At 45.5% G+C, this 20,125-nt stretch carries 13 protein-coding genes; 12 read left to right on the forward strand and 1 reads right to left on the reverse strand.

The window, feature by feature from the left end:
- Positions 1–251: 251 nt before the first annotated feature.
- Both MUCPA_RS01175 and MUCPA_RS01180 read left to right on the forward strand, forming a co-directional pair.
- Complete coding sequence (locus MUCPA_RS01175; RefSeq protein WP_008503985.1) at positions 252–974, forward strand: pirin family protein; 723 nt, start codon at positions 252–254, stop codon at positions 972–974.
- 5 nt (positions 975–979) lie between these two features.
- The gene (locus MUCPA_RS01180; RefSeq protein ID WP_008503986.1) at positions 980–1,285 is read left to right on the forward strand and encodes a hypothetical protein; all 306 of its coding nucleotides are present in this window, start codon (positions 980–982) and stop codon (positions 1,283–1,285) included.
- Positions 1,286–1,391: 106 nt separating this feature from the next.
- Here the strand turns inward: MUCPA_RS01180 and MUCPA_RS01185 are convergent, their stop codons facing one another.
- A complete protein-coding gene (locus MUCPA_RS01185; protein WP_008503987.1) occupies positions 1,392–2,297 on the reverse strand; it encodes a DnaJ C-terminal domain-containing protein in 906 nt (301 codons plus the stop codon).
- 425 nt (positions 2,298–2,722) lie between these two features.
- On the opposite strand from MUCPA_RS01185, the gene MUCPA_RS01190 reads away from it, so the two are divergent.
- The 10 genes from MUCPA_RS01190 to MUCPA_RS01240 all read left to right on the forward strand — a co-directional run bounded on the left by MUCPA_RS01190 (position 2,723) and on the right by MUCPA_RS01240 (position 19,664).
- The gene (locus MUCPA_RS01190) at positions 2,723–3,181 is read left to right on the forward strand and encodes a hypothetical protein (protein ID WP_008503988.1); all 459 of its coding nucleotides are present in this window, start codon (positions 2,723–2,725) and stop codon (positions 3,179–3,181) included.
- A gap of 101 nt (positions 3,182–3,282) precedes the next feature.
- On the forward strand, positions 3,283–4,785 hold the full coding sequence (locus MUCPA_RS01195; RefSeq protein WP_008503989.1) for an ATP-binding cassette domain-containing protein: 1,503 nt from the start codon (positions 3,283–3,285) through the stop codon (positions 4,783–4,785).
- 1,251 nt (positions 4,786–6,036) lie between these two features.
- The gene (locus tag MUCPA_RS01205; RefSeq protein ID WP_008503990.1) at positions 6,037–11,901 is read left to right on the forward strand and encodes a DUF3320 domain-containing protein; all 5,865 of its coding nucleotides are present in this window, start codon (positions 6,037–6,039) and stop codon (positions 11,899–11,901) included.
- Between the two features lie 248 nt (positions 11,902–12,149).
- Positions 12,150–13,064 carry a WD40 repeat domain-containing protein gene (locus MUCPA_RS01210; RefSeq protein WP_008503991.1) on the forward strand — a complete coding sequence of 305 codons (915 nt, stop codon included), beginning with the start codon at positions 12,150–12,152 and terminating at the stop codon, positions 13,062–13,064.
- 297 nt (positions 13,065–13,361) lie between these two features.
- A complete protein-coding gene (locus tag MUCPA_RS01215; protein WP_008503992.1) occupies positions 13,362–13,847 on the forward strand; it encodes a DUF4442 domain-containing protein in 486 nt (161 codons plus the stop codon).
- A 668-nt stretch (positions 13,848–14,515) separates the two neighbouring features.
- A complete protein-coding gene (locus MUCPA_RS01225) occupies positions 14,516–15,337 on the forward strand; it encodes an IS110 family transposase (protein ID WP_050981999.1) in 822 nt (273 codons plus the stop codon).
- Entirely contained in the window at positions 15,330–15,581 is a 252-nt protein-coding gene (locus MUCPA_RS39140) for a hypothetical protein (RefSeq protein ID WP_233276783.1), read from the forward strand. Before MUCPA_RS01225 ends, MUCPA_RS39140 begins: the two co-directional genes overlap by 8 nt.
- Positions 15,582–16,605: 1,024 nt before the next feature.
- Positions 16,606–17,061 (forward strand): GNAT family N-acetyltransferase, encoded by a 456-nt coding sequence (locus tag MUCPA_RS01230; protein WP_008503995.1) that lies wholly within the window; start codon positions 16,606–16,608, stop codon positions 17,059–17,061.
- Between the two features lie 15 nt (positions 17,062–17,076).
- Positions 17,077–17,700 carry an AlbA family DNA-binding domain-containing protein gene (locus MUCPA_RS01235; RefSeq protein ID WP_008503996.1) on the forward strand — a complete coding sequence of 208 codons (624 nt, stop codon included), beginning with the start codon at positions 17,077–17,079 and terminating at the stop codon, positions 17,698–17,700.
- A gap of 725 nt (positions 17,701–18,425) precedes the next feature.
- The gene (locus tag MUCPA_RS01240) at positions 18,426–19,664 is read left to right on the forward strand and encodes an IS4 family transposase (protein ID WP_008503844.1); all 1,239 of its coding nucleotides are present in this window, start codon (positions 18,426–18,428) and stop codon (positions 19,662–19,664) included.
- The last annotated feature ends 461 nt before the right edge of the window (positions 19,665–20,125 follow it).

Raw genomic sequence — 20,125 nt, forward strand, 5'->3', positions numbered from 1 at the left:
TAATCGGCGCACCCAAACTTATCATGCGCAAAAGGTACCTCCTCGTGTCGGGATGCCTAATGTAGAGAAATTTAGTATTGACAATCAACAATTCAACAGCACGCCATTACAAACAACTGTTTATCAATACTTTAAAATCAACCTTATAAAAAAAATGATTAAACCCGCTCGCCCTTCATTTCTTGATGTACATTAAGTTTTACGCCGTTTAAACGGTATAAATTTGTATTGCAAATAAAAAGCACAACATCATGGCACAAACAGTATTACACTTAGCCAACTCACGTGGCAAAACAGATATAGGCTGGTTAAAAAGCTTTCACACTTTTAGTTTCGGCAGCAGTTATGATCCTGAAAGGATGAATTTCGGGGCGCTGCGTGTTTTAAACGATGATACCGTTGAGGGTGGCAAAGGCTTTGGCGAGCATCCGCACGATAATATGGAAATCATCTCCATCCCGTTGGAGGGTGGGTTAAAACATCGCGATAATATGAATAATTCAGCGGTGATCAGTGACGGAGATATCCAGGTGATGAGCGCCGGTACGGGCATATTCCATAGCGAGCACAATAACGATCCGAACGAAACGGTTAAGTTTTTACAGATCTGGTTATACCCAAACCAAATTAATGTAGAGCCCCGTTATGATCAGCTTACGCTGAATAAAAACGACAGGCATAATCGATTGCAGCAGGTATTATCCCCAGATCCGGACGACGCCGGGGTATGGATATACCAAAACGCCTGGTTTAACCTGGGTAACTTTGATAAAGGTGTAAGCACCGAGTACCGCATCAAAGCCAAAGGCAACGGTGTTTACGCATTTATACTGAAAGGATCGGTTGAAATTGACGGCCAGGTATTAAACACCCGCGATGGCTTTGGCATCTGGGATACCGATAAATTTACCATTAAAGCATTAAGCGACGCTGAGTTTTTGTTAATGGATGTACCCATGGATTTTAACATTTAAGCCTCATGAGCAACATACAAATTTTGGTAATAGGCCGCCATGCGGAAATTACAAGTACCATTATCCGGCTTATTAACAATAAGCCGGATTGGAAGTGCACAGGAGTTTTAACCGACGAAGAGGCCATTGCAGCCTTCGATGAAAAATCGTTCAACGCGGTATTGATTGGCGCCGGTGTAACACCGCAAGAAAAACAACAGCTCTGTGATATTTTTCACGCTAAAAAACCTGGAATCCCTGTTATTCAACATTATGGTGGCGGCAGTGGTTTACTTTTTGCCGAAATATACCAGGCGCTGGGTATCAGTTAATTTTAAAAAAAGAGGCATGTAGCGGCCAACGCATTGAAAACAGCAACAATCACGGGCGATATTGAAATCACCCGGACTGCTGGGGGTACGACGTCCTTATACGCTATTATTTTCTTAAAGCACTGAGTTGGGTAAAAAGCCCCTTCTCTTCTTCGGTTAAATTTTTAGGCGTTGTAATCACCATGCGTACGTAAGCATCGCCGCGCTCGTCCGGCTTGCCAAAAACTGGCATGCCCATACCTTTTAACCTTAATGTTTTATGGCTGTCTGTTCCAGCCGGGATGGTCATATTGACGGCTTTATCAATACCCTGAACGGTTACTTTCCCTCCCAGAACGGCGGTGTACAAATCTAAGCTTTGGTCAAAGTACAAGTCATTACCTTTTAACTCATAGCGCGGGTGTGGGGCAATATGCACGGTTATCAGCAAATCGCCATTTTCGCCTCCGTTAAAACCCGGATTACCTTTACCTTTTAAGCGTAACACCTGTCCTTCGGCGGTGCCGGGCTTAAACTTAAGGTTCAGCTTGGCGCCATCCAGTGTAACCTGGCGGGTAACACCATGGAATGATTCTTCGAGCGTTAGCTCAATGGTAGCTTCTGCATTTTCGCCACGATTAGGCCTGGTGCTTCTTTTGCGGCCGCCACCACCTCCAAAACCTCCGCCACCCCCAAATATCGATTCAAAAAAACTGGAGAACTGGCTGCCATCACCATAAAAATCTTCGGTATTAAAACCCTGGCTGCCGGTAGCCGGACGGCCCTGACCATAAGGATTATTAGCATACTGCTGCCAATTTTCGCCCATTTCGTCGTATTTTTTACGTTTCTCCGGGTTACCCAATATCTCATTAGCTTCGTTAGCTTCCTTAAATTTTTCTTCGGCAGCCTTATCACCCGCATTTTTATCCGGATGGTACTTAACCGCGAGCTTCCGGTAGGCCTTTTTTATTTCATCGGTAGACGCGTCTTTCTTAACTCCTAAAACTTTATAATAATCTTTATAATCCATTCGGTATTAAAGCTTAATTTCTGTGAACAAATTTACGCCATTCATTTAACAAATAGCATTTATCAAAAATGTATTAGCATAACAAAAATAGATGAGCCGATGTTTCTGTTTATCATCTAAATATCAACAAACTAATTTTTAAAACATCAATAAAACAGTAGTTTTACAGGCAAAGCGTTAAACCTGCGCTCCCCTAATTTTATGTTACCTGATAAACCAATTTGGCCTGCTAAGCCCATTTGCAAATTTTATGCAATGCATTTCCCCAGTATTTCCGTAATTAACAATAAAAATATCACCTAAATTTCAACCTGATTGAAGCTGTCTCCTCATTTGGATTTTTTTTATCCGCATGGTACTATATTTTCGTATGTCTCCTCATATCCTGTAAACACAATAATTATTTAAACCCAAACCTCCCCTAAATGAACAAGATTTTACCTTTTTTATTCCTGGCATTATCCGGGATAATTAGTAGCTGCCAACAAAAACGGACTGCGTTTGACATCCATCCACTAAGCCCTTATACAGATGTTGTAAAAATCAAAAAAGATGATATCGGCAGCAACGGCCCTACCTTAATTAAAACCCAGTATTATATTGTAAATGAAAGTGCCGATTATACCGAGAAAACCAAAAACCGGCTGCAAAACTTTATCGAGATCAATTTGAGCCGCGACGTAGCACACAACCAAACAATTTATTTTACGTTTTACACAGGGGGCCTAACTTTCACCAAAAACACAACCCAAACCAAAAACGATTTAATAACTGGCCACGCTAAAGATAAGTTAGCAGAATTTGAGTACGTAAACGGCAAATTATACAATTTTGATTTTTATAAAGATGGCACCTATTATAGCCCGACAGCCGAAACGAGGTAATACAATTAACAACAAGCATTTAATTTAACCCGATAGCTTTGTTGTGTTTTTTTAGGTGTAATTATGATAAAAACATAGTTTAGCAGTTTGTTACCCAAACTATGCATACAGCTATCCTATCAGTAAAACATATCACGGTTGGTAATCTTGAGCAAACCATCTTTAAAAATCTTAGCTTTCAAATTAACCAGGGCGAACAATGGGCGCTGGTTGGCGAGAGCGGATCGGGTAAAAGTGCTTTGTTACAAACCATTGCTGGCAAATTTAATATAACCGGTGGCGAAATTCGTCACCATTATTTTGATGACTTTATCCAACAGCATCCTGTTGACGATGCTTATTTTACCCATCATAAACTCATAGCATTTGTTTCGTCAAAACATAGTTTCCGTAATTTGTCTAACACCACAGATTTTTACTATCAGCAACGCTTCAACTCTTCCGATTCGGAAGATGCGCCTACGGTAGAAAACTATCTTGCCGGCATCCACCCTACCGTACATACCCGGCAGGTTTGGAGCTATGAGCAAACCATTGAGCAACTAAACCTGGGTGCGCTGCTTAACAAACAACTCATCAAGCTATCCAATGGCGAAACTAAGCGCCTGCTTATTGCCGCAGCCTTACTCAAACACCCTACCCTGCTGCTGTTAGACAACCCTTTTACAGGGCTCGACGTGCAAACCCGCGCGGCGTTTAACAATATATTGCGCCAAATTGCGGCATCGGGCATCCATATTGTGCTGGCCACATCGCCTCACGAAATTCCGGATACGATTACCCATGTGGCCGTTTTGCACCAGGGCGAAATCATCAATAGCTTGCCTAAAGCCGCTTTTAGTATCGATATGGTTAAAGTTGTGCCTCCACCGCCAATTGATGCCGATGAGCTGGCTTCACTTTTATCGCTTACCACTGCCCTGCCTTTTACGGATATAGTAAAGATGAGCGATGTAACGATTAAGTATGGCGATAAAACTATTTTGGATAAAGTAAACTGGCTGGTTAAACAAGGCGACCACTGGGCCTTGCTCGGCCACAACGGCGCCGGAAAATCAACCTTATTAAGTTTAATTAATGGCGATAATCCGCAAGCTTATGCCAACAACATTATATTATTTGACCGTAAGCGGGGCACCGGCGAAAGCATTTGGGATATTAAAAGCAAAATAGGTTTTGTATCGCCCGAATTACATCAATACTTCCCCACCGATAACAGCTGCCTGCAGGTAATCGAATCCGGCTTTTATGATACGCTGGGGCTGTTCAGGCCGAGTCAGCCCCAAAAAGCCGCCATCGCCCTGCGATGGATGAAACTTTTGGAACTGGAACAATATAGCCGAAAGCATTTAAAAAATGTACCAGCCAGCGCGCAACGTTTAATATTACTGGCCAGGGCCTTGGTTAAAAATCCGCCTTTGCTTATTTTTGACGAACCCTGCCAGGGTTTAGATACCCACCAGCAACAGCATTTTAAACACGTAGTTGATGCCATATGCGCTTTGGGAAATACCACATTGATTTATGTTACCCACTATCAGCACGAAATACCCGACAGCGTGAACCAGGTTTTAAAGCTTGAAAAAGGCAGGGTTGTTAGTTAACAATGGATTTGGCCGAGCTGAATAACCATTATTTGGCGCTCAAGTTTAGTTTGGCCCAGCCTTTCGATCCCCCTCAATACCGAAATTTACAACCGGTATATTAGTTATTAAAAGGCACTTATCAATCCTTGCCAAGCCCTCTCCACCCCGTTATCAAGATGCCTGGAGGGGTTTTCTGCGAGGGATAAGCAAAAGTATACTATTCGCGAACAGATCGTCCTTCCATCAGCTTTGACAACTTTTTAAAAGTTGTCAAAGCTCTCGCCAGACGTATGGAGGAGTTTTCTGCGAGGGATAAGCAAAAGTATACTATTCGCGAACAGATCACCTTCAATCAGCCAGACGTATGGAGGAGTTTTCTGCGAGGGATAAGCAAAAGTATACTATTCGCGCACAGATCACCTTCAATCAACTTTGACAACTTTTTAAAAGTTGTCAAAGCTCTCGCCAGACGCATGGAGGGATTTGGATGATAAGCAAAAGCATACTATTCGCGTACAGATCGCCTTCAATCAGCTTTGACAACTTTTTAAAAGTTGTCAAAGCTCTCGCCGACAAATGTCGCGGAACACCTGATCATAACGGATCAAAACCCTGCACATGCCCGGTCTGTTGCAGAATTATCGTGTATAGAAGACTCCTCCAGATGACATGGTATACGATTGATCAGCCATGCCCGGCACTCCCATCAGGACAATCTGCCCCGGTAGGGGCTACCTGTTTGTAGCAAAAAAAACAGCAGCAAATTTTGCCCCGTAGGGGCTATCCTTCTTGCATTGGCTTGATCATCAACCCGATTTATAGCCCCACTGCTGCGTTAGCGATAGTAGCGGATACCGGCCCGTGGCTAAGGCCATGTGTAGTATAAGCGGATAGCGCGGGCCGGAGGCAACGCCCTGATTGATTATTTTTTATTGGGTTAATGGTTTATAAATTAGGCATAGTGATGGTGAGCAGCAAAAATTATAATTGGTTAAACCGGCAAACTTCGGTTTTGATAACTTTTTAAATTTGCCAAACCTACCGCGGAGCCATAGGATGGATAACAAATGGTTTAACTTATGGTGCAATAATTAATAACGCCTTCCCTGTCAATAACTCAATACTCAATACCCCCAATAACTAATAAATCAATACACCTGATAACCAATAACTCAATACACCCAATAACTGCTAAATCAATACACCTAATAACCAATAACTTTCCAAGCACTTTAACAACAAAAAAATATTCCTAATTTAAGGTCGATTATGAATAGTGTAAACGTACCTGTAATAGCCGTAGATTTTGTTTTAGCGCCTGTGATTAATTTTGCCATGCAGCAAAACCATGTTCCTGTTGTTAGAGAGTTAGTTATCAGGAATATAAGCCAGGCTGATTTAAATAACCTAAGCATACAAATCACATCCGAACCGGGCTTTGCCCTTAGCTGGGTGCAGCCAGTTGATATCTTGAGGGTCGGTGATGCCTGGGCGTTTGAGAGTGTGCGGATTGATGTTTCGCCGAAATTTTTGGCCGAACTAACCGAGCGCCTAACAGGCAGGTTTACCTTAACGGTACTTGCTGCCGGCCAAACCCTGTTTGAAAACCGTTACGATGTTGACCTGCTGGCTTACGACCAGTGGAACGGCGTTGGCTTGCTGCCCGAAATGCTTGCGGCGTTTATAACGCCGAATCACCCCGAAATTCCGCAGATTATCCGCAATGCGGCGGCTATACTGGCTAAGTGGACAGGCAGCCCATCATTTGACGAATACCAGAGCCGCAACCCCGACCGGGTGCGTAAGCAGATGGCCGCCATTTACGAGGCTATTGCCGATATGGAACTGATTTATGTTTCGGTACCGGCCAGCTTTGAAGAGAGCGGGCAGCGGGTGCGCCTGAGCGATGCCATATTATCGCAAAGGCTGGCCAATTGCCTCGACCTATCGCTGCTATACGCCGCCTGTTTAGAGGCGGTGGGCATCCATCCGCTGGTGATGATTGTAAAAGGCCATGCCTTTGCGGGGGCCTGGCTGATTGATGAATCGTTTGCGGACCCGGTTAACGACGACCCATCGCTGATTAGCAAACGCACCGCCCAGGGCATTAACGATATTGCTATTTTAGAGTGTACCTGCATGAATGCCGGCAAGCGTGTGCCCTTTGACGAGGCCGTGCGCCTGGCCGAAAGCAAAATGCTGAACACGGATAACTTCCACCTGTTTATGGATGTTAAAAGGGCGCGCTTTGGCGGCATAAGGCCCCTGCCGCTGCGCATAGCCACCCCTACCGGCTGGGAAATTAAGGCCGACGATTTTAAAACCAACCAAACTAATTTTTTACCCGAAGATATTGTAGTGGGCCAAAAGCTGGTGAGTGTTAACCACATTGACCTATCAAAACAGCGCCTGTGGGAACGCAAACTGCTTGATTTAACGTTGCGCAATAATTTGCTTAACACGCGCCTAACCAAAAGCGCCATCCAGTTTTTAACCGTGAGTTTGGCTAAACTGGAAGATGCCCTGGCGGATGGAAAGGAGTTTCAGGTGCTGGGTAAACCTGCCGACTGGGACAATACGCTGCGCGATGTGGGTATTTACCAGGCCATACACGCTACCGACCCGGTGGCCGAGCTGGTACGCCACGAACTGACGCACCAGCGCCTGCGCACTTATTTGAACGAGGCTGATTTAAATTACAGCCTGACGGCGCTGTACCGGGCATCGCGCCTGTCGATGGAAGAGAATGGCGCCAATACCTTATACATTGGCCTGGGCCTGCTTAAATGGTACGAAACCGAGGCCAGCGAGCGGCCCCGCTTTGCGCCTATTTTATTAATGCCGGTTGAGATTGTACGCAAAACGGCCAAGAGCGGCTACATTATACGCAACCGCGAGGAAGAAACGATGGTGAACATTACCCTGCTTGAAATGCTGCGGCAGGATTTTGGTATTACCATTGGCGGGCTGGATGTATTGCCGAAGGACGAAAGCGGGGTGGATGTAAGAACGATTTTCAACATCATCCGCCAAAGCATCATGACCAAGGCCCGCTGGGATGTGGAGGAGCAGGCTATATTAGGCACCTTCTCGTTCAGTAAGTTTATCCTCTGGAACGATATCCACAACAATGCCGGCGAACTGGCTAAAAACGATGTGGTGGCCAGCCTGATTTCGGGCAGGCTGGAACAATCGCTTGTGGATGACCTGTCGGGCGGCAGCATCTCTGATGCTGATTTACACCCCGAAAGCATTGCCCTGCCCATTAGTACCGATTCATCTCAATTACAGGCCATAGTAAGCTCGGGGCAGGGCAAAAGCTTTGTGCTGCACGGGCCGCCGGGTACCGGCAAATCGCAAACGATTACCAATATTATTGCCAACGCGCTGTACGCGGGCAAAAGAGTACTATTTGTGGCCTCAAAAAAAGCCGCCCTCGAGGTGGTGGAGAGCCGCCTGCAGGCCATCGGCATAGGCAATTTTTGTTTGGAGCTGCACTCCAACAAGTCGAAAAAATCTGAAGTGCTGGAGCAATTGAAAAGGGCCACCATGGCCGTAAAAAAGCCTGCTCCCGAATATTTCACCTCTACGGCCGACCGGTTGTTCGGCGTACGGTCTGACCTGAATACCTACGTGGAGGCCCTGCACCAAAAACACCCGATAGGCTATTCGTTATTCGATCTGTTTTCGGGCTATGTGCGGTTGTCGGGTACGCCCGGTGGCGAAGTTTATTTCCAGGCCAGTTTAATTGAAAAGCTGAACGAGGATAAACTGCATACCTGGGACGACATTACCGGGCAATTGCAAAGCATTGTGATGGCGGTAAGCGCCCCGGCTACCCACCCGCTGCGCGCCATGCGGCCCGAAACTTATACGCCCCAGCTTAAAACAGAAGCCAAACAGCTTATTGAGCAGTTTAAAGCCGTGCTGCTGCAGTTTGGCACTGCCGTAAACCGGGTTAGCGCCCTGCTACAACTGGACGGTGCTATACAGAGCGAAGAGCAGGTGCTTTTACTGGCCGAGATAGCCCGCTTACTGCAAAGCCTACCGGATTCTCCCCCATCGTTTATACAGGCCGAATCGATAGAACAAACGCTGGCGCAGGTGATTGGCCTTGCCGCCCACGGCCAGCAGCGCGATGTATTAAGGCAACAGTTGTTGCAACAATTTACCCGCGATATTTTAACTTACCCCGCCGCGCGAACGCTGACGGAGTGGAACATGGCATCCGAAAAATGGTTTTTGCCCCGCTGGCTCCAACATCGCGCGATAGCGAAAACCCTTAAACAACTTGCCACCACCGGCACTGTGGAAGATGAGCACATACCGGCGATACTGCAAAACATTATAGCCTGCCAGGCCGAACAGCAGTTGATTGACGAGGCCACGTTTTTGCCCGGCCTGCTTGGCTTTTTATGGCAAAGCGGCAATTGCGACTGGCAAAATCTGATACAGGTGAGCAACACTTACATCCAGCTTAACCGGCTGGTAGCTAAAGCACTGGGGCTGCCCTTACTGAAGGATTGGCGCAGTAAATTTGCCGGCCTGATTGCCGAGGGCAGCCAGGCATACTTATCGGCCCACGACAGTGAGCTGAAGCAGTTTTTGGCGCTTTTTAACCAGCTGAAACAGTGCGAAGCCGGTTTACTGCGCCTGCTGATGATTGACTACTCCGTTACCGATAACCTGCCTGGTAACTGGATTAACAACTTAGTAACCCAATGCGATGAATGGCTGCAAGGCCTGGACTTACTGAAGGATTGGTACCACTACCACCAGATTAAAACTGCCGCCCTTGAAGCCGGCCTGGCCCCGCTGATTACCGCTTATGAAACGGGCGAAATTAAAAACACCAACTTGCTGACTGCTTATAAAAAGGGCCTCTATAAATCGGCAGCCGAGCATATTATTGCCCTGAGCCCGCAGCTGGCCACCTTTAACAGCGAGCTTTTTGAGGGAAAAATTAAACGCTTCCGCGAGCTGAGCCTGAGCTTTGAGCAGCAAACCCGCGATGAGCTGTATGCCCGGCTGGCGGCTAAAATACCATCCTTTAGTCAGGAGGCATCGCAAAGCTCAGAGATGGGGCTGTTGCAGCGCACCATCCGCAATAATGGCCGCGCCATGCCCATCCGCAAGTTGTTTGATAGCATTCCCAATTTGCTGCCCCGCTTAACGCCCTGTATGCTGATGAGCCCCATATCGGTAGCGCAGTATTTTGATGCCAGCTCGCCTAAGTTTGATTTGGTAGTGTTTGACGAGGCATCGCAAATGCCTACCTGCGAGGCCGTGGGCGCCATTGCCCGAGGCAATAGCGTAATTGTGGTAGGCGACCCTAAGCAGATGCCGCCAACCAGCTTTTTTTCGGCGAATAATATTGATGAGGATAATATTGAGAAGGAAGACCTGGAAAGCATTCTGGACGATTGCCTCGCCCTCTCGATGCCGTCGCACCATTTGCTGTGGCACTACCGCAGCAAGCACGAAAGCCTGATTGCTTTTAGCAATGCCAAGTATTACGATAACAACCTGCTTACCTTCCCCTCTACAGACGATATCTCGTCGAAGGTGCAATACGTACACGTGAAGGGATTTTATGATAAGGGCAAAAGCCGCCAAAACCGTTTTGAAGCCAAGGCCATTGTTGATGAGATTGTTTTACGCCTTTCGGACCCGTTGCTGGCCCGAAAGAGCATTGGCGTGGTTACCTTTAGCTCGGTACAGCAAACGCTGGTAGAGGATTTGCTAACGGAGGTTTTCCAGTTACGGCCCGACCTGGAAAAGATTGCTATGGATGGCGAGGAGCCCATTTTTATTAAAAACCTGGAAAATGTACAGGGTGATGAGCGCGATGTGATTTTATTTTCGATAGGATACGGCCCCGACGAAAACGGCCGCGTGAGCCTAAACTTTGGCCCCATTAACCGCGATGGCGGCTGGCGGCGCTTAAACGTAGCTGTAACACGCGCGCGTTACGAGATGAAGGTGTTTGCCACTTTAACCTCGGACCAGATTGACCTGAACCGAACCAGCTCGGAAGGTGTAGCCGGTTTAAAGGCTTTTTTGGCTTACGCCGAAAAGGGAAAACAGGCACTGCCCCTCCGCGCCCTTAACGGCAGCAACCAGGGCCAGGGATTTGAGGAGCTATTAGCTGCCGAGATACGCCAGCATGGCTACGAGGTGCATACGCATATTGGCTGCTCGGCTTATAAAATTGACCTGGGTATTGTTAACCCGCAAAACCCGGCGCAGTATTTACTGGCCCTGCTGGGCGATGGCGAAACATATTACAACGCCCGCACATCAAGCGACCGCGAAATTGTGCAGGTTGGGGTACTTAAAACGCTGGGCTGGAACGTGTACAAGGTATGGAGTACCGAGTGGTGGGAAAACCCAGGCAAGGTAATAGCCGAAATTATGGAGGCCATACACCATGCCGAACAGGGCATAGCACCCGAACCTAAACTTGACCTGAGCGATACCCCTCTGCCGCAAGAGGAAGAGGAACTGGAAGTGGAAATTGAGGAGACGATAACGATTGATTTATCGCCGGGCACGGTTCCGGTGAGCCCTTACAGGCACTTATATGAGGTGGCCACGGTAGAGTTTGTGGTGACAGCATCGACCGAGGAGTTTTTTTTACAGGGCAACCGCGCCAAAATTAAGGCGCAGATTGCGCAGGTGCTGCGTGTAGAATCGCCCATCAGCAAAAACCTGCTGGCTAAGCGGGTGCTGGCCGGATGGTCGATCAGCAGGATGGGCGCGCGGGTGAGCAATCATTTTGAGGTGCTGTTCCACGAACTTGATTTAAAGCAAACCACCGATGGCGCCAAAACCATTTTCTGGAAGCACGATCATCATCCCGATCAATACCACTTTTACCGCGTGGCCCATACCGAGGCCCAAAAGCGCGAAGCCGACGACCTGCCCCTGCACGAGGTAGCCAACGGCATTAAAGATATTCTGCGCAACCAGATCAGCCTCAGCAAAACCGACCTGGTGAAAGAAGCTTCCAAATTATTTGGCTACGCCCGTATAGGCAGTAACGTGGAGAACGCCATGCTACAAGCTATTGATAAAACAATTAAAAATGGCGTTGGCAGGCTGGAGAATGAGCGTGTGGTTTATGAGGGGTAGTTATTGGTACCGCGGTATGCTTGGGTGATGCCTGGCTTACCAAAAAACTTGTTACAGGTAGCAAAACCGGCAAAGCAATTGCCACGCTTACTGATAAAGCTGCTATGCCTGTGTAAAGATTGCTTCATCCGTAATGGCGCGTGGTGGATGAATACATTTAATTGTATAATTGCAAACTGTCAAATTTTTAAGGGGAGGTGCCCATTAACAAACAATTGATACTAACCCGACAACTATTAAAGCCACTCATGATAACAGTAGAAAAAATAGCAGAATTATCCGGCCATGCCAATCCTGTATTTACGCTGGAACTCTCGCAAAAACCGGGGATATTATTTACCGGAGGGAACGATAAAGGCCTGGTTGAATGGAGCCTGAAAGATAATTTGTTTATCAAAGTGATGTTTGCGGTTCCGGCTTCTGTTTACGCCATCCATTGCCCGGCCGGGTATCCGCTTATGTTTGCCGGTTTGCGCAACGGCACGGTGATGATTTTCGATTTCATCAAGCAACAACTGTTGCCACCGCTTCAACATCATAACAAGCCCATTTTCGACCTCAAATCGCTTAGCGGCAAAAAAGAATTGCTGGTGGCCTCAGAGGATGGCACCGTTTCGATATGGAGCCTCGAGTCGTTACAATTGCTGCATACCATCCAGGTATCCGGGGATACCGTTCGTTCGATAGCCATTTCGCCGGATGAAAAACGGGTAGCTTTTGGTTGCCGCGACAATATGATCCGCATCTACGACCTGGAAGATTACACCTTGCTACACGTAATTGATGGGCATACCATGGCGGTATTTGCCCTGCAATATTCGCCAGACGGGGCTTACCTTGTTTCGGGCTCACGCGATGCTCAAATTAAAATATGGGATACCGTTAGCTATACCTTAATCAAAAACATCCCGGCACATCTGTTTGCCGTTAACAACATCGCCTTCCACCCTACTGCGCCATACTTTGCATCGGCCAGCATGGATAAAAGTATTAAAATTTGGGGCGCCGATGATTTTAAGCTTTACAAAATCATCAGCCGCGAAAAGGGATATCCCGCCCACCCGCTATCTATCAATAAACTGGCCTGGTTTGATAATGGCAGTAAACTGGCATCAGTAAGTGATGATAAAAAGATAATGATCTGGAGCGTTCAATTTGAATAAACATGAGCAAATGTGCGAATGAGGAAATGTGCAAACTTTAATGTGCGAATGAGGAAATGTGCAAGTGTGCAGATTTAATGCGAATGTCTGGGCATTTCCTCATTTATGCATTTCCCTCATTTGCACATTCGCATATTTCTCTCATTTGCAGATTCGCATATTTCCTCATTCGCACATTTTCCTCATTCCCACATTCGCACATTTGCACATTCCCACATTTGCACATTTCCTCATCCTCACATTTGCACATAAAAAAAACGCATATTTGTATATAAATACATTTGCACATTTTATGAAATGGTAGTATCCGAAAACACACTTAAATGGGCCATGCGTTTATATCCGCCCTTGTTTTTTCAGCGCATCTGGGTACAAAAATTCGGGAAGGGTTTTACATCCGTTGATGTAAAGATCAATAAAAGCGTTTTCAACAAAAACTATAACGATTCGATTTTTGGCGGAACCATTTTTGCCGGGGCCGATCCGTTTTACGCTTTACTGTTCGACCAGATTTTGCAGCGCCGGGGTTTTAAGGTACGCGTGTGGCTTAAATCGGCACAGATACAATATTTAAAACCGGGCCGTACCAATCTGTATTTCAAAATTAAGATCACAGAAGAAGAAATTGCCGAAGCCGAAGAAATTTTAAATACCACGGGTAAATTTGTAAAAGCATTCCCCATCGAGATGTATAACAAAGATGGCGAACTCTGTGTTTCTGTAATGAATGAAGTTTACATCCGGAACCTGCACATCGGCGAAAACAGAACGATAGCGTATTGATTTATTAGTTATTGAGTTAATGGGTTATTGGCTATTTGCCTTTATTGAGAATAGTAAGATAGTTTGAGTTGTTGGTTCTTCGCCTTAACTTTACAGGGAATAGTAATCGACAAACCCTTGCAAACCCAATAATCAGCATGAATAATGATCACCGTCATTACAAGTAATAGACCCGGCCAACCGGCAAAAAATAGGGATGACGCTTGAACCTTATAGAGTACCAAGCGCAGATAGGAAAAGTGCGCAAAGGCCCCGACTGCACGCCGGGCCGGGAGCTGGCCTGCGGGTGGAAGGATCGGGCAGTCTTGACGTTATTCACCTGTTGTTTGTTTTTTTTAAGGTGTTCATGAGCTCCCTACGGTCGGTATTGGTTACTTTTGTGTCAAGACAAATTGCGGTAGCAATCATTCACACCAAAAAACAAACAATAGTGAATAACGTAACAGCCCTTCCCGCGGCGACTGAGCGGGCCGATGTTCTAAGTTAAGAATACTGATTATCGAAGCAAAATAAGCGATTGACAATCAGCGCACCCGATATGCTGCATACTTATCGCGCGCAAAAGGTCGTATGTATGAAATGGTTCGATAGATGATGTAAAAGAGTTCTTGAAAAAAAGGTTGTAGCTTAATAGTGAACCATTAACAAACACTTTAAACCAAGAACTCATGAAACAAGGTACACAATTAGATTTTAGCGGACAAACTATTTTTGTTGGCATAGATGTCCACAAGAAGTCCTGGAAGGTCAGCCTTCGCAGCACCCATATGGAGCTAAAGACGTTTTCCCAGGAACCTTCACCTAAGGCCTTAAGCGGGCATCTACAACAGAACTATCCTTCGGCCGATTACAGGCTCGTTTACGAAGCCGGTTTTTGCGGCTTTGGCTATCAGCGACAGTTTAGTGAGCTGGGGATGTCCTGCATCGTCGTAAATCCTGCCGATGTCCCGCTGACAGACAAGGAAAAGCAGCGCAAATCAGATACGGTCGATTGCCGGAAACTCAGTAAAACATTAAGTGAAGGAGCCCTGAAAGGTATCTTCGTGCCTGGCATCGAGCAACAGGATGACCGCGGTATTATCCGTGTTTACCAGCAAATGATCAAAGATCAGACACGCTATAAGAACCGAATAAAAGGATGGCTCAACTTCCAGGATCAGTCAGTGGCGGTAGACACGGATAAATACTGGTCGAATCACTATATCTGCCTGCTCAAGGCCCTTTGCTTACCTCCATCGGCCCGGATCAACCTGGATATTCTGCTACAGGGATACCAGCAGACACGTATCATGGTACTCACAGCCACCAGGGAAGTCAGAGCCTTATCCCGGCAGCCACGTTATCAACAAATCATAAAACTGATCCGTACCATCCCCGGTATAGGCGAGATTACCGCCTTATTATTGGTTACAGAGATCGGCGACATTGAACGCTTTGATTCCCTGGATGCCTTGTGTGGATATGTGGGGGCTGGTGCCGGATATGCATAGTTCCGGCGATCAAAAAATCATATTGGGGCTCACTAAAAGAGCCCATCACCAATTACGGGAGAAGCTTATCGAGGCCTCTTGGATAGCTGTCAGGCTCGACCCGGCCATGACGCTGGCTTTCAATAACCTTTGCAAAAGAATGAAAAAGAATAAGGCCATCATCAGGATAGCTAAAAAAATGCTCAACCGGATACGTTTCGTTATGAAGAATCAAAAACCTTACGTAACTTCGGTTGTCAAATAAGTCCACAAGGACGAATGCCTGATAAAGCCGGTTTGGTTTTTTTATGAAATGGGCAAACCGAAGCGAGGGATCTGCGGCCCGAAAGGTGTCTGCTATACAAAAGGTTACGGTTGCCCTTTTATCCAAATAATTTGAACGCGATCCTGCAGCCTGCAAAGTGTCTGCTTATAGGAGGTTAGCTGGTCATTTATCAACGCATTAAAATAAAAATTCGTGAAGGTTTTTTTAGCCATTCAGTGAACAGGATAAATAAAAAGCCTCCTTTGACAGAGGCCTTTATCCGTGGTTCAGCAAATCATATTGCTGGCAGGTTGCTCCTCAGCAGCGCCTGTTTCCTCTTTTGATTTGCACTGGAAAGTTAAACAAACAGGGCCATGCTTTGACCAAAAACATTTAAGCAATACGTGTTATAACCCCTTTTTAAGCCCTTTTGCCTCGTTTACCTTGCATATTTCATCATAGGAGATCCCTCCTCACGTCGGGATGACATGATGTAGAGAATTTAACATTGACAATCAATGACTTACATAGACGTCATTATAAGTAATGGACCCGGCCAACCGGAAAAAAACAGGGATGACGTTTGAACCTCGTGAATCTATTCGGCGCAAAGGGTAAAAGCGCGCAAAAGCCTGACTGCACGCCGGGCCGGGAGCTGGCCTCGCGGGCGGAAGGTTCGGGCAGTCTTGATTTTTTTGGTTACTTTTTGTATCAAGACAAAAAGTGACAAGCCCCTTCCCGCGGCGATTGAGCGGGACGATGCCGTCAGTTAAGAATACTGGTTATTAACGCACAAAAAACAGCATTGATAATCAACTTACATAGACGTCATTATAAGTAGTTATTGGGTTATTTAGCTATTGGTTATTTGCCTTTATTGGGAATAGTAAGATAGTTTGAGTTGTTGGTTCTTCGCCGGAATAGTAATCCACAAGCCCCCTGGCAAACCCAATAATCAGCCTGAATAATGACCATAACAAACTAACAATAACTCAATAACCAAATAACCCATTAACCAACAGCCATGGTCATCATGAACGATGATTTCTTTATCAAAAAAGGATACCTGATCTCGACAGATAATAACCTGCTCGATTTTGATGTGATTTTCAATTACCTGGACAAGGAGTCGTATTGGTCTAAGGGTATTCAATTGGATGTTTTGCGCAAGGCGATAGACAATGCCTTATGCTTCGGAGTTTATTACCAACAAAAACAAATAGGTTTTGCAAAAGTAGTTACAGATAAAGCGACTTTTGCTTATCTTGCTGATGTGTTTATTATAGAGCAATACAGGGGTTTGGGCCTATCTAAATGGCTGATACAAACCATTAAACAACATGAAGACCTGCAGGGCCTGCGCCGCTGGATGCTTGCCACGGCAGATGCTCACGGGCTCTATGCCCAATTTGGATTTACTCCTATAACCCGTGCCGAAAGGTGGATGGAGATTTTTTCACCTTATACGGTTAACAATTGAATACAGAGAGGCGCTATGAATATCAGGAAGTTAATTTTAGATGGAGAAGGCGTATCTCTTGATTTTAAAAAGACGATTACCAGTTGCGAGAAAATTGCCCGCACCATGGTATCCTTCGCCAATAATAAAGGTGGCCGTTTATTGATAGGCGTGGCCGACGATGGTACCATTAGGGGTGTAAAATCTGAAGACGAAGAACGCTACATGATTACCCGGGCGGCGCACCTGTTTGCTAAACCGGCCCTCGAACCCATTTTTGAGGAAGTTTATTATGATGATAAACTGGTACTGGTGGTAGAAATTAAGGCCAGCGACGAAAAGCCACATTACGCCCTCGCCGAAGATGGCAAATGGTGGGTGTACATCCGCGTTAAAGATAAAAGCATCCTGGCCAGCAAAATTGTAGTTGATGTGTTAAAGCGATCGTCAAAAAGCGATGGCGTGCTCATTGAATACTCCACCAAAGAGAAAGCCCTGCTGGAGTACCTGGACGCCAACCCCAGAATCAATATAAAAGAATACAGCGAACTGCTGAAAATCAGCCGCCGTGGAGCTCAAAAAATCATCGTGAACCTGGCGCTGTCTGGGGTAATTAAAATACATACAACAGAGAAGGAAGAGTGGTATACGGCTTGCTGAGTAAGGATACGGGGCCCGAAAAAAACAGGGATGATGTTTGGGAACTTCGTGATCTACTCTGGTGCCAGGAAAAGTGCGTAGAGGCCTCACTGCGGGCCGGGTTGGGCCTCGCGGGTGGAGGGATCGGGCAGTCTTGATTTTATTCACCTGTTGTTTGTTTTTTTAAGGTGTTCATGAGCTCCCTACGGTCGGGTTTGGTTAATTTGTATCAACACAAAACTGCGTTAGCAATCATTCACACCAAAAACAAGCCCCCTCTAAACAGCGTAAGCTCTCATGCACACCAAAAAAATACACACAGTGCATAATCTCCCCCGGTAGGCTACCGTATACGCACATCTTTTAGGTAAAACCCCATCGGGGTTAAAGCTTTGTAGAATATTGGCGAAATGGATTTTGCGTGCCGGTAGGTACGCTACTTCTTCGCTTTTGTATAAGCGGAATTAAAAAAACGGAGCATCATACAGCGGATATGTGTAGTACCTACTACCTATATCATTAAGTTGAAAATTGATTGCTCACAAGGTGATGATCTATTCGCACCAAGCCGACAATACGCTAGCAAACAGAAGATTATAATAAATCTCTGCGCTTTATAATCGCTCGCATAGAACACACCCCTCCACCCCTCTCGAGAGCATAGCCGTCAACTTTAGAAAAAAAAGGGATAAAATTTTTTTAGAGCAAGAATCGGAACTGCAAAATTGCAGTCATTATTCGAGCGAATGAGTTCGGAACTATTTGAACCAACGGTGTTAGATGGCCTGGCCCGTAAAACAGAGGCTATACAACGCAAACGAAAAGTGGGAGGCAAGGAACTATTGGATATGGCGTTATTTGATGGAGATCAATCGTTTAACGGCATGAGTATGCAGTTAATGCGGAGGGATGGGCTTGATATTTCGAAGCAGGCATTGCATCAAAGACATCACAGCAATATGACAAAGTTTGTACAAGCCGTTTTTGAGCAATTAATAGCAGTTGAGTTACCGCAAGAGCAAACACAGGGCTTGGAGATCCGTATCAAAGATTCTACCCGTTTCGCGTTGCCGGAAGTTATTGCAGAGACATTCCCCGGAACAAAAGGAAGTGGGATGAAAGCGGGAGCATCTGTACAATTTGAATTTGAAATCAAAAGTGGTAAAAGCGATATCAAAGTAACTCCGGCCAACGCAAATGACCAGGGTGAGAGTCATCTGGACAAGGCATCAATTCAGCCGGGGGTATTATATATGAGAGATCTGGGTTACACTCACTTGAGTTATATGAACAATATTAACAAAGTCAAAGCTTTCTTTATTAATAAATTATGTCCGAAAACAACGATTTATCTATTAAAGGACGACCAATACCAAAAGTTAGAGTTGTCGAAACTACAAGGCATAACCGGCGTATTTGATCAACAGGTATATATCGGAGCTGATAAGATGCCGGTAAGGATAATAATAGAACCGGTAAGTGAAGAGCTCAAGGCAAGGCGGATAGCCAATACTGAAAAGTACAATAAAAAGAAAGGCAGTACCACCAGTAAGGGATTCAAAGAGCGGGCAGGGTTTAACTTTATTGTTACCAACCTGGTGAGCGAAAAATATAGCGCTGAATTGATCCAAAAGTTATATCACCTGCGATGGCAGATAGAATTGGTTTTTAAAGCATGGAAGTCGTTTTTAAAGATACACACGTTCCCCAAAGGAAGTTCGGATCGTATAACCAGTATATTATACAGTAAGTTGATCTGGGCAGTTTTGAGTTGGAAAATATGCATGGCTATCGGTAAGATAGGTCAAATTAGTGTTTTAAAGGTGCATCGACTAATCGCTTCTACGAAAGAAGAATTGCGAGCGCAGCTTTTAGGGATATGCTCAAAGTGGTTAGCTCTGTTGGAGAAATTAAACTTAAAGCACCTTTCAAAAGAGCACAGAAAACATAGGTTAAAAATAGAAGAAATTGTAATAAGTATTTGATTATTAGATATTTAAATACTATATTTAGATAGTTAAACAAAAATAAGAAAGGCGGGGTCATCTAAACCTCCCCGCCTTAAAAAACGAAAAATATGAGAGTAAAAATACATAGGTTTGCCCATGCGGGCAAACCGCGCCTAAAAATTAAATAACTGAAAATCAACAATATATGAGTACAGCTACTTAAATTGACGGCTATGCTCTCGAGAGGGGAATCGCACGGGCTGCCACTTTTTTTCGTATTACATTGATAATGAGTAAATTTATTCAGATCCCCTCTCGAGAGGGGGCGCGTTTGGCATTGCGGCTGCAGGGGGGTGTTCACCGTGCGACGAACTCTGCAACCTGCGTTAACTGCTTAAATAATGGTAGCGTACCTACCGCAATAAACGTTTTGTGATTGATCATTCTACCGGGCTTTTACTCCTAACGGAGTATTCTAATCGCATCCAAAAGATGTG

This window comes from Mucilaginibacter paludis DSM 18603, assembly GCF_000166195.2.
Lineage (GTDB): Bacteria > Bacteroidota > Bacteroidia > Sphingobacteriales > Sphingobacteriaceae > Mucilaginibacter > Mucilaginibacter paludis.

Excerpts from the sequence above, each read along its gene's own strand:
- MUCPA_RS01175 (WP_008503985.1), top strand. The coding sequence starts at position 252 with ATGGCACAAACAGTATTACACTTAGCCAACTCACGTGGCAAAACAGAT.
- MUCPA_RS01180 (WP_008503986.1), top strand. The coding sequence starts at position 980 with ATGAGCAACATACAAATTTTGGTAATAGGCCGCCATGCGGAAATTACA.
- MUCPA_RS01185 (WP_008503987.1), bottom strand. The coding sequence starts at position 2,297 with ATGGATTATAAAGATTATTATAAAGTTTTAGGAGTTAAGAAAGACGCG.
- MUCPA_RS01190 (WP_008503988.1), top strand. The coding sequence starts at position 2,723 with ATGAACAAGATTTTACCTTTTTTATTCCTGGCATTATCCGGGATAATT.
- MUCPA_RS01195 (WP_008503989.1), top strand. The coding sequence starts at position 3,283 with ATGCATACAGCTATCCTATCAGTAAAACATATCACGGTTGGTAATCTT.
- MUCPA_RS01205 (WP_008503990.1), top strand. The coding sequence starts at position 6,037 with ATGAATAGTGTAAACGTACCTGTAATAGCCGTAGATTTTGTTTTAGCG.
- MUCPA_RS01210 (WP_008503991.1), top strand. The coding sequence starts at position 12,150 with ATGATAACAGTAGAAAAAATAGCAGAATTATCCGGCCATGCCAATCCT.
- MUCPA_RS01215 (WP_008503992.1), top strand. The coding sequence starts at position 13,362 with ATGGTAGTATCCGAAAACACACTTAAATGGGCCATGCGTTTATATCCG.
- MUCPA_RS01225 (WP_050981999.1), top strand. The coding sequence starts at position 14,516 with ATGAAACAAGGTACACAATTAGATTTTAGCGGACAAACTATTTTTGTT.
- MUCPA_RS39140 (WP_233276783.1), top strand. The coding sequence starts at position 15,330 with ATGCATAGTTCCGGCGATCAAAAAATCATATTGGGGCTCACTAAAAGA.
- MUCPA_RS01230 (WP_008503995.1), top strand. The coding sequence starts at position 16,606 with ATGGTCATCATGAACGATGATTTCTTTATCAAAAAAGGATACCTGATC.
- MUCPA_RS01235 (WP_008503996.1), top strand. The coding sequence starts at position 17,077 with ATGAATATCAGGAAGTTAATTTTAGATGGAGAAGGCGTATCTCTTGAT.
- MUCPA_RS01240 (WP_008503844.1), top strand. The coding sequence starts at position 18,426 with ATGAGTTCGGAACTATTTGAACCAACGGTGTTAGATGGCCTGGCCCGT.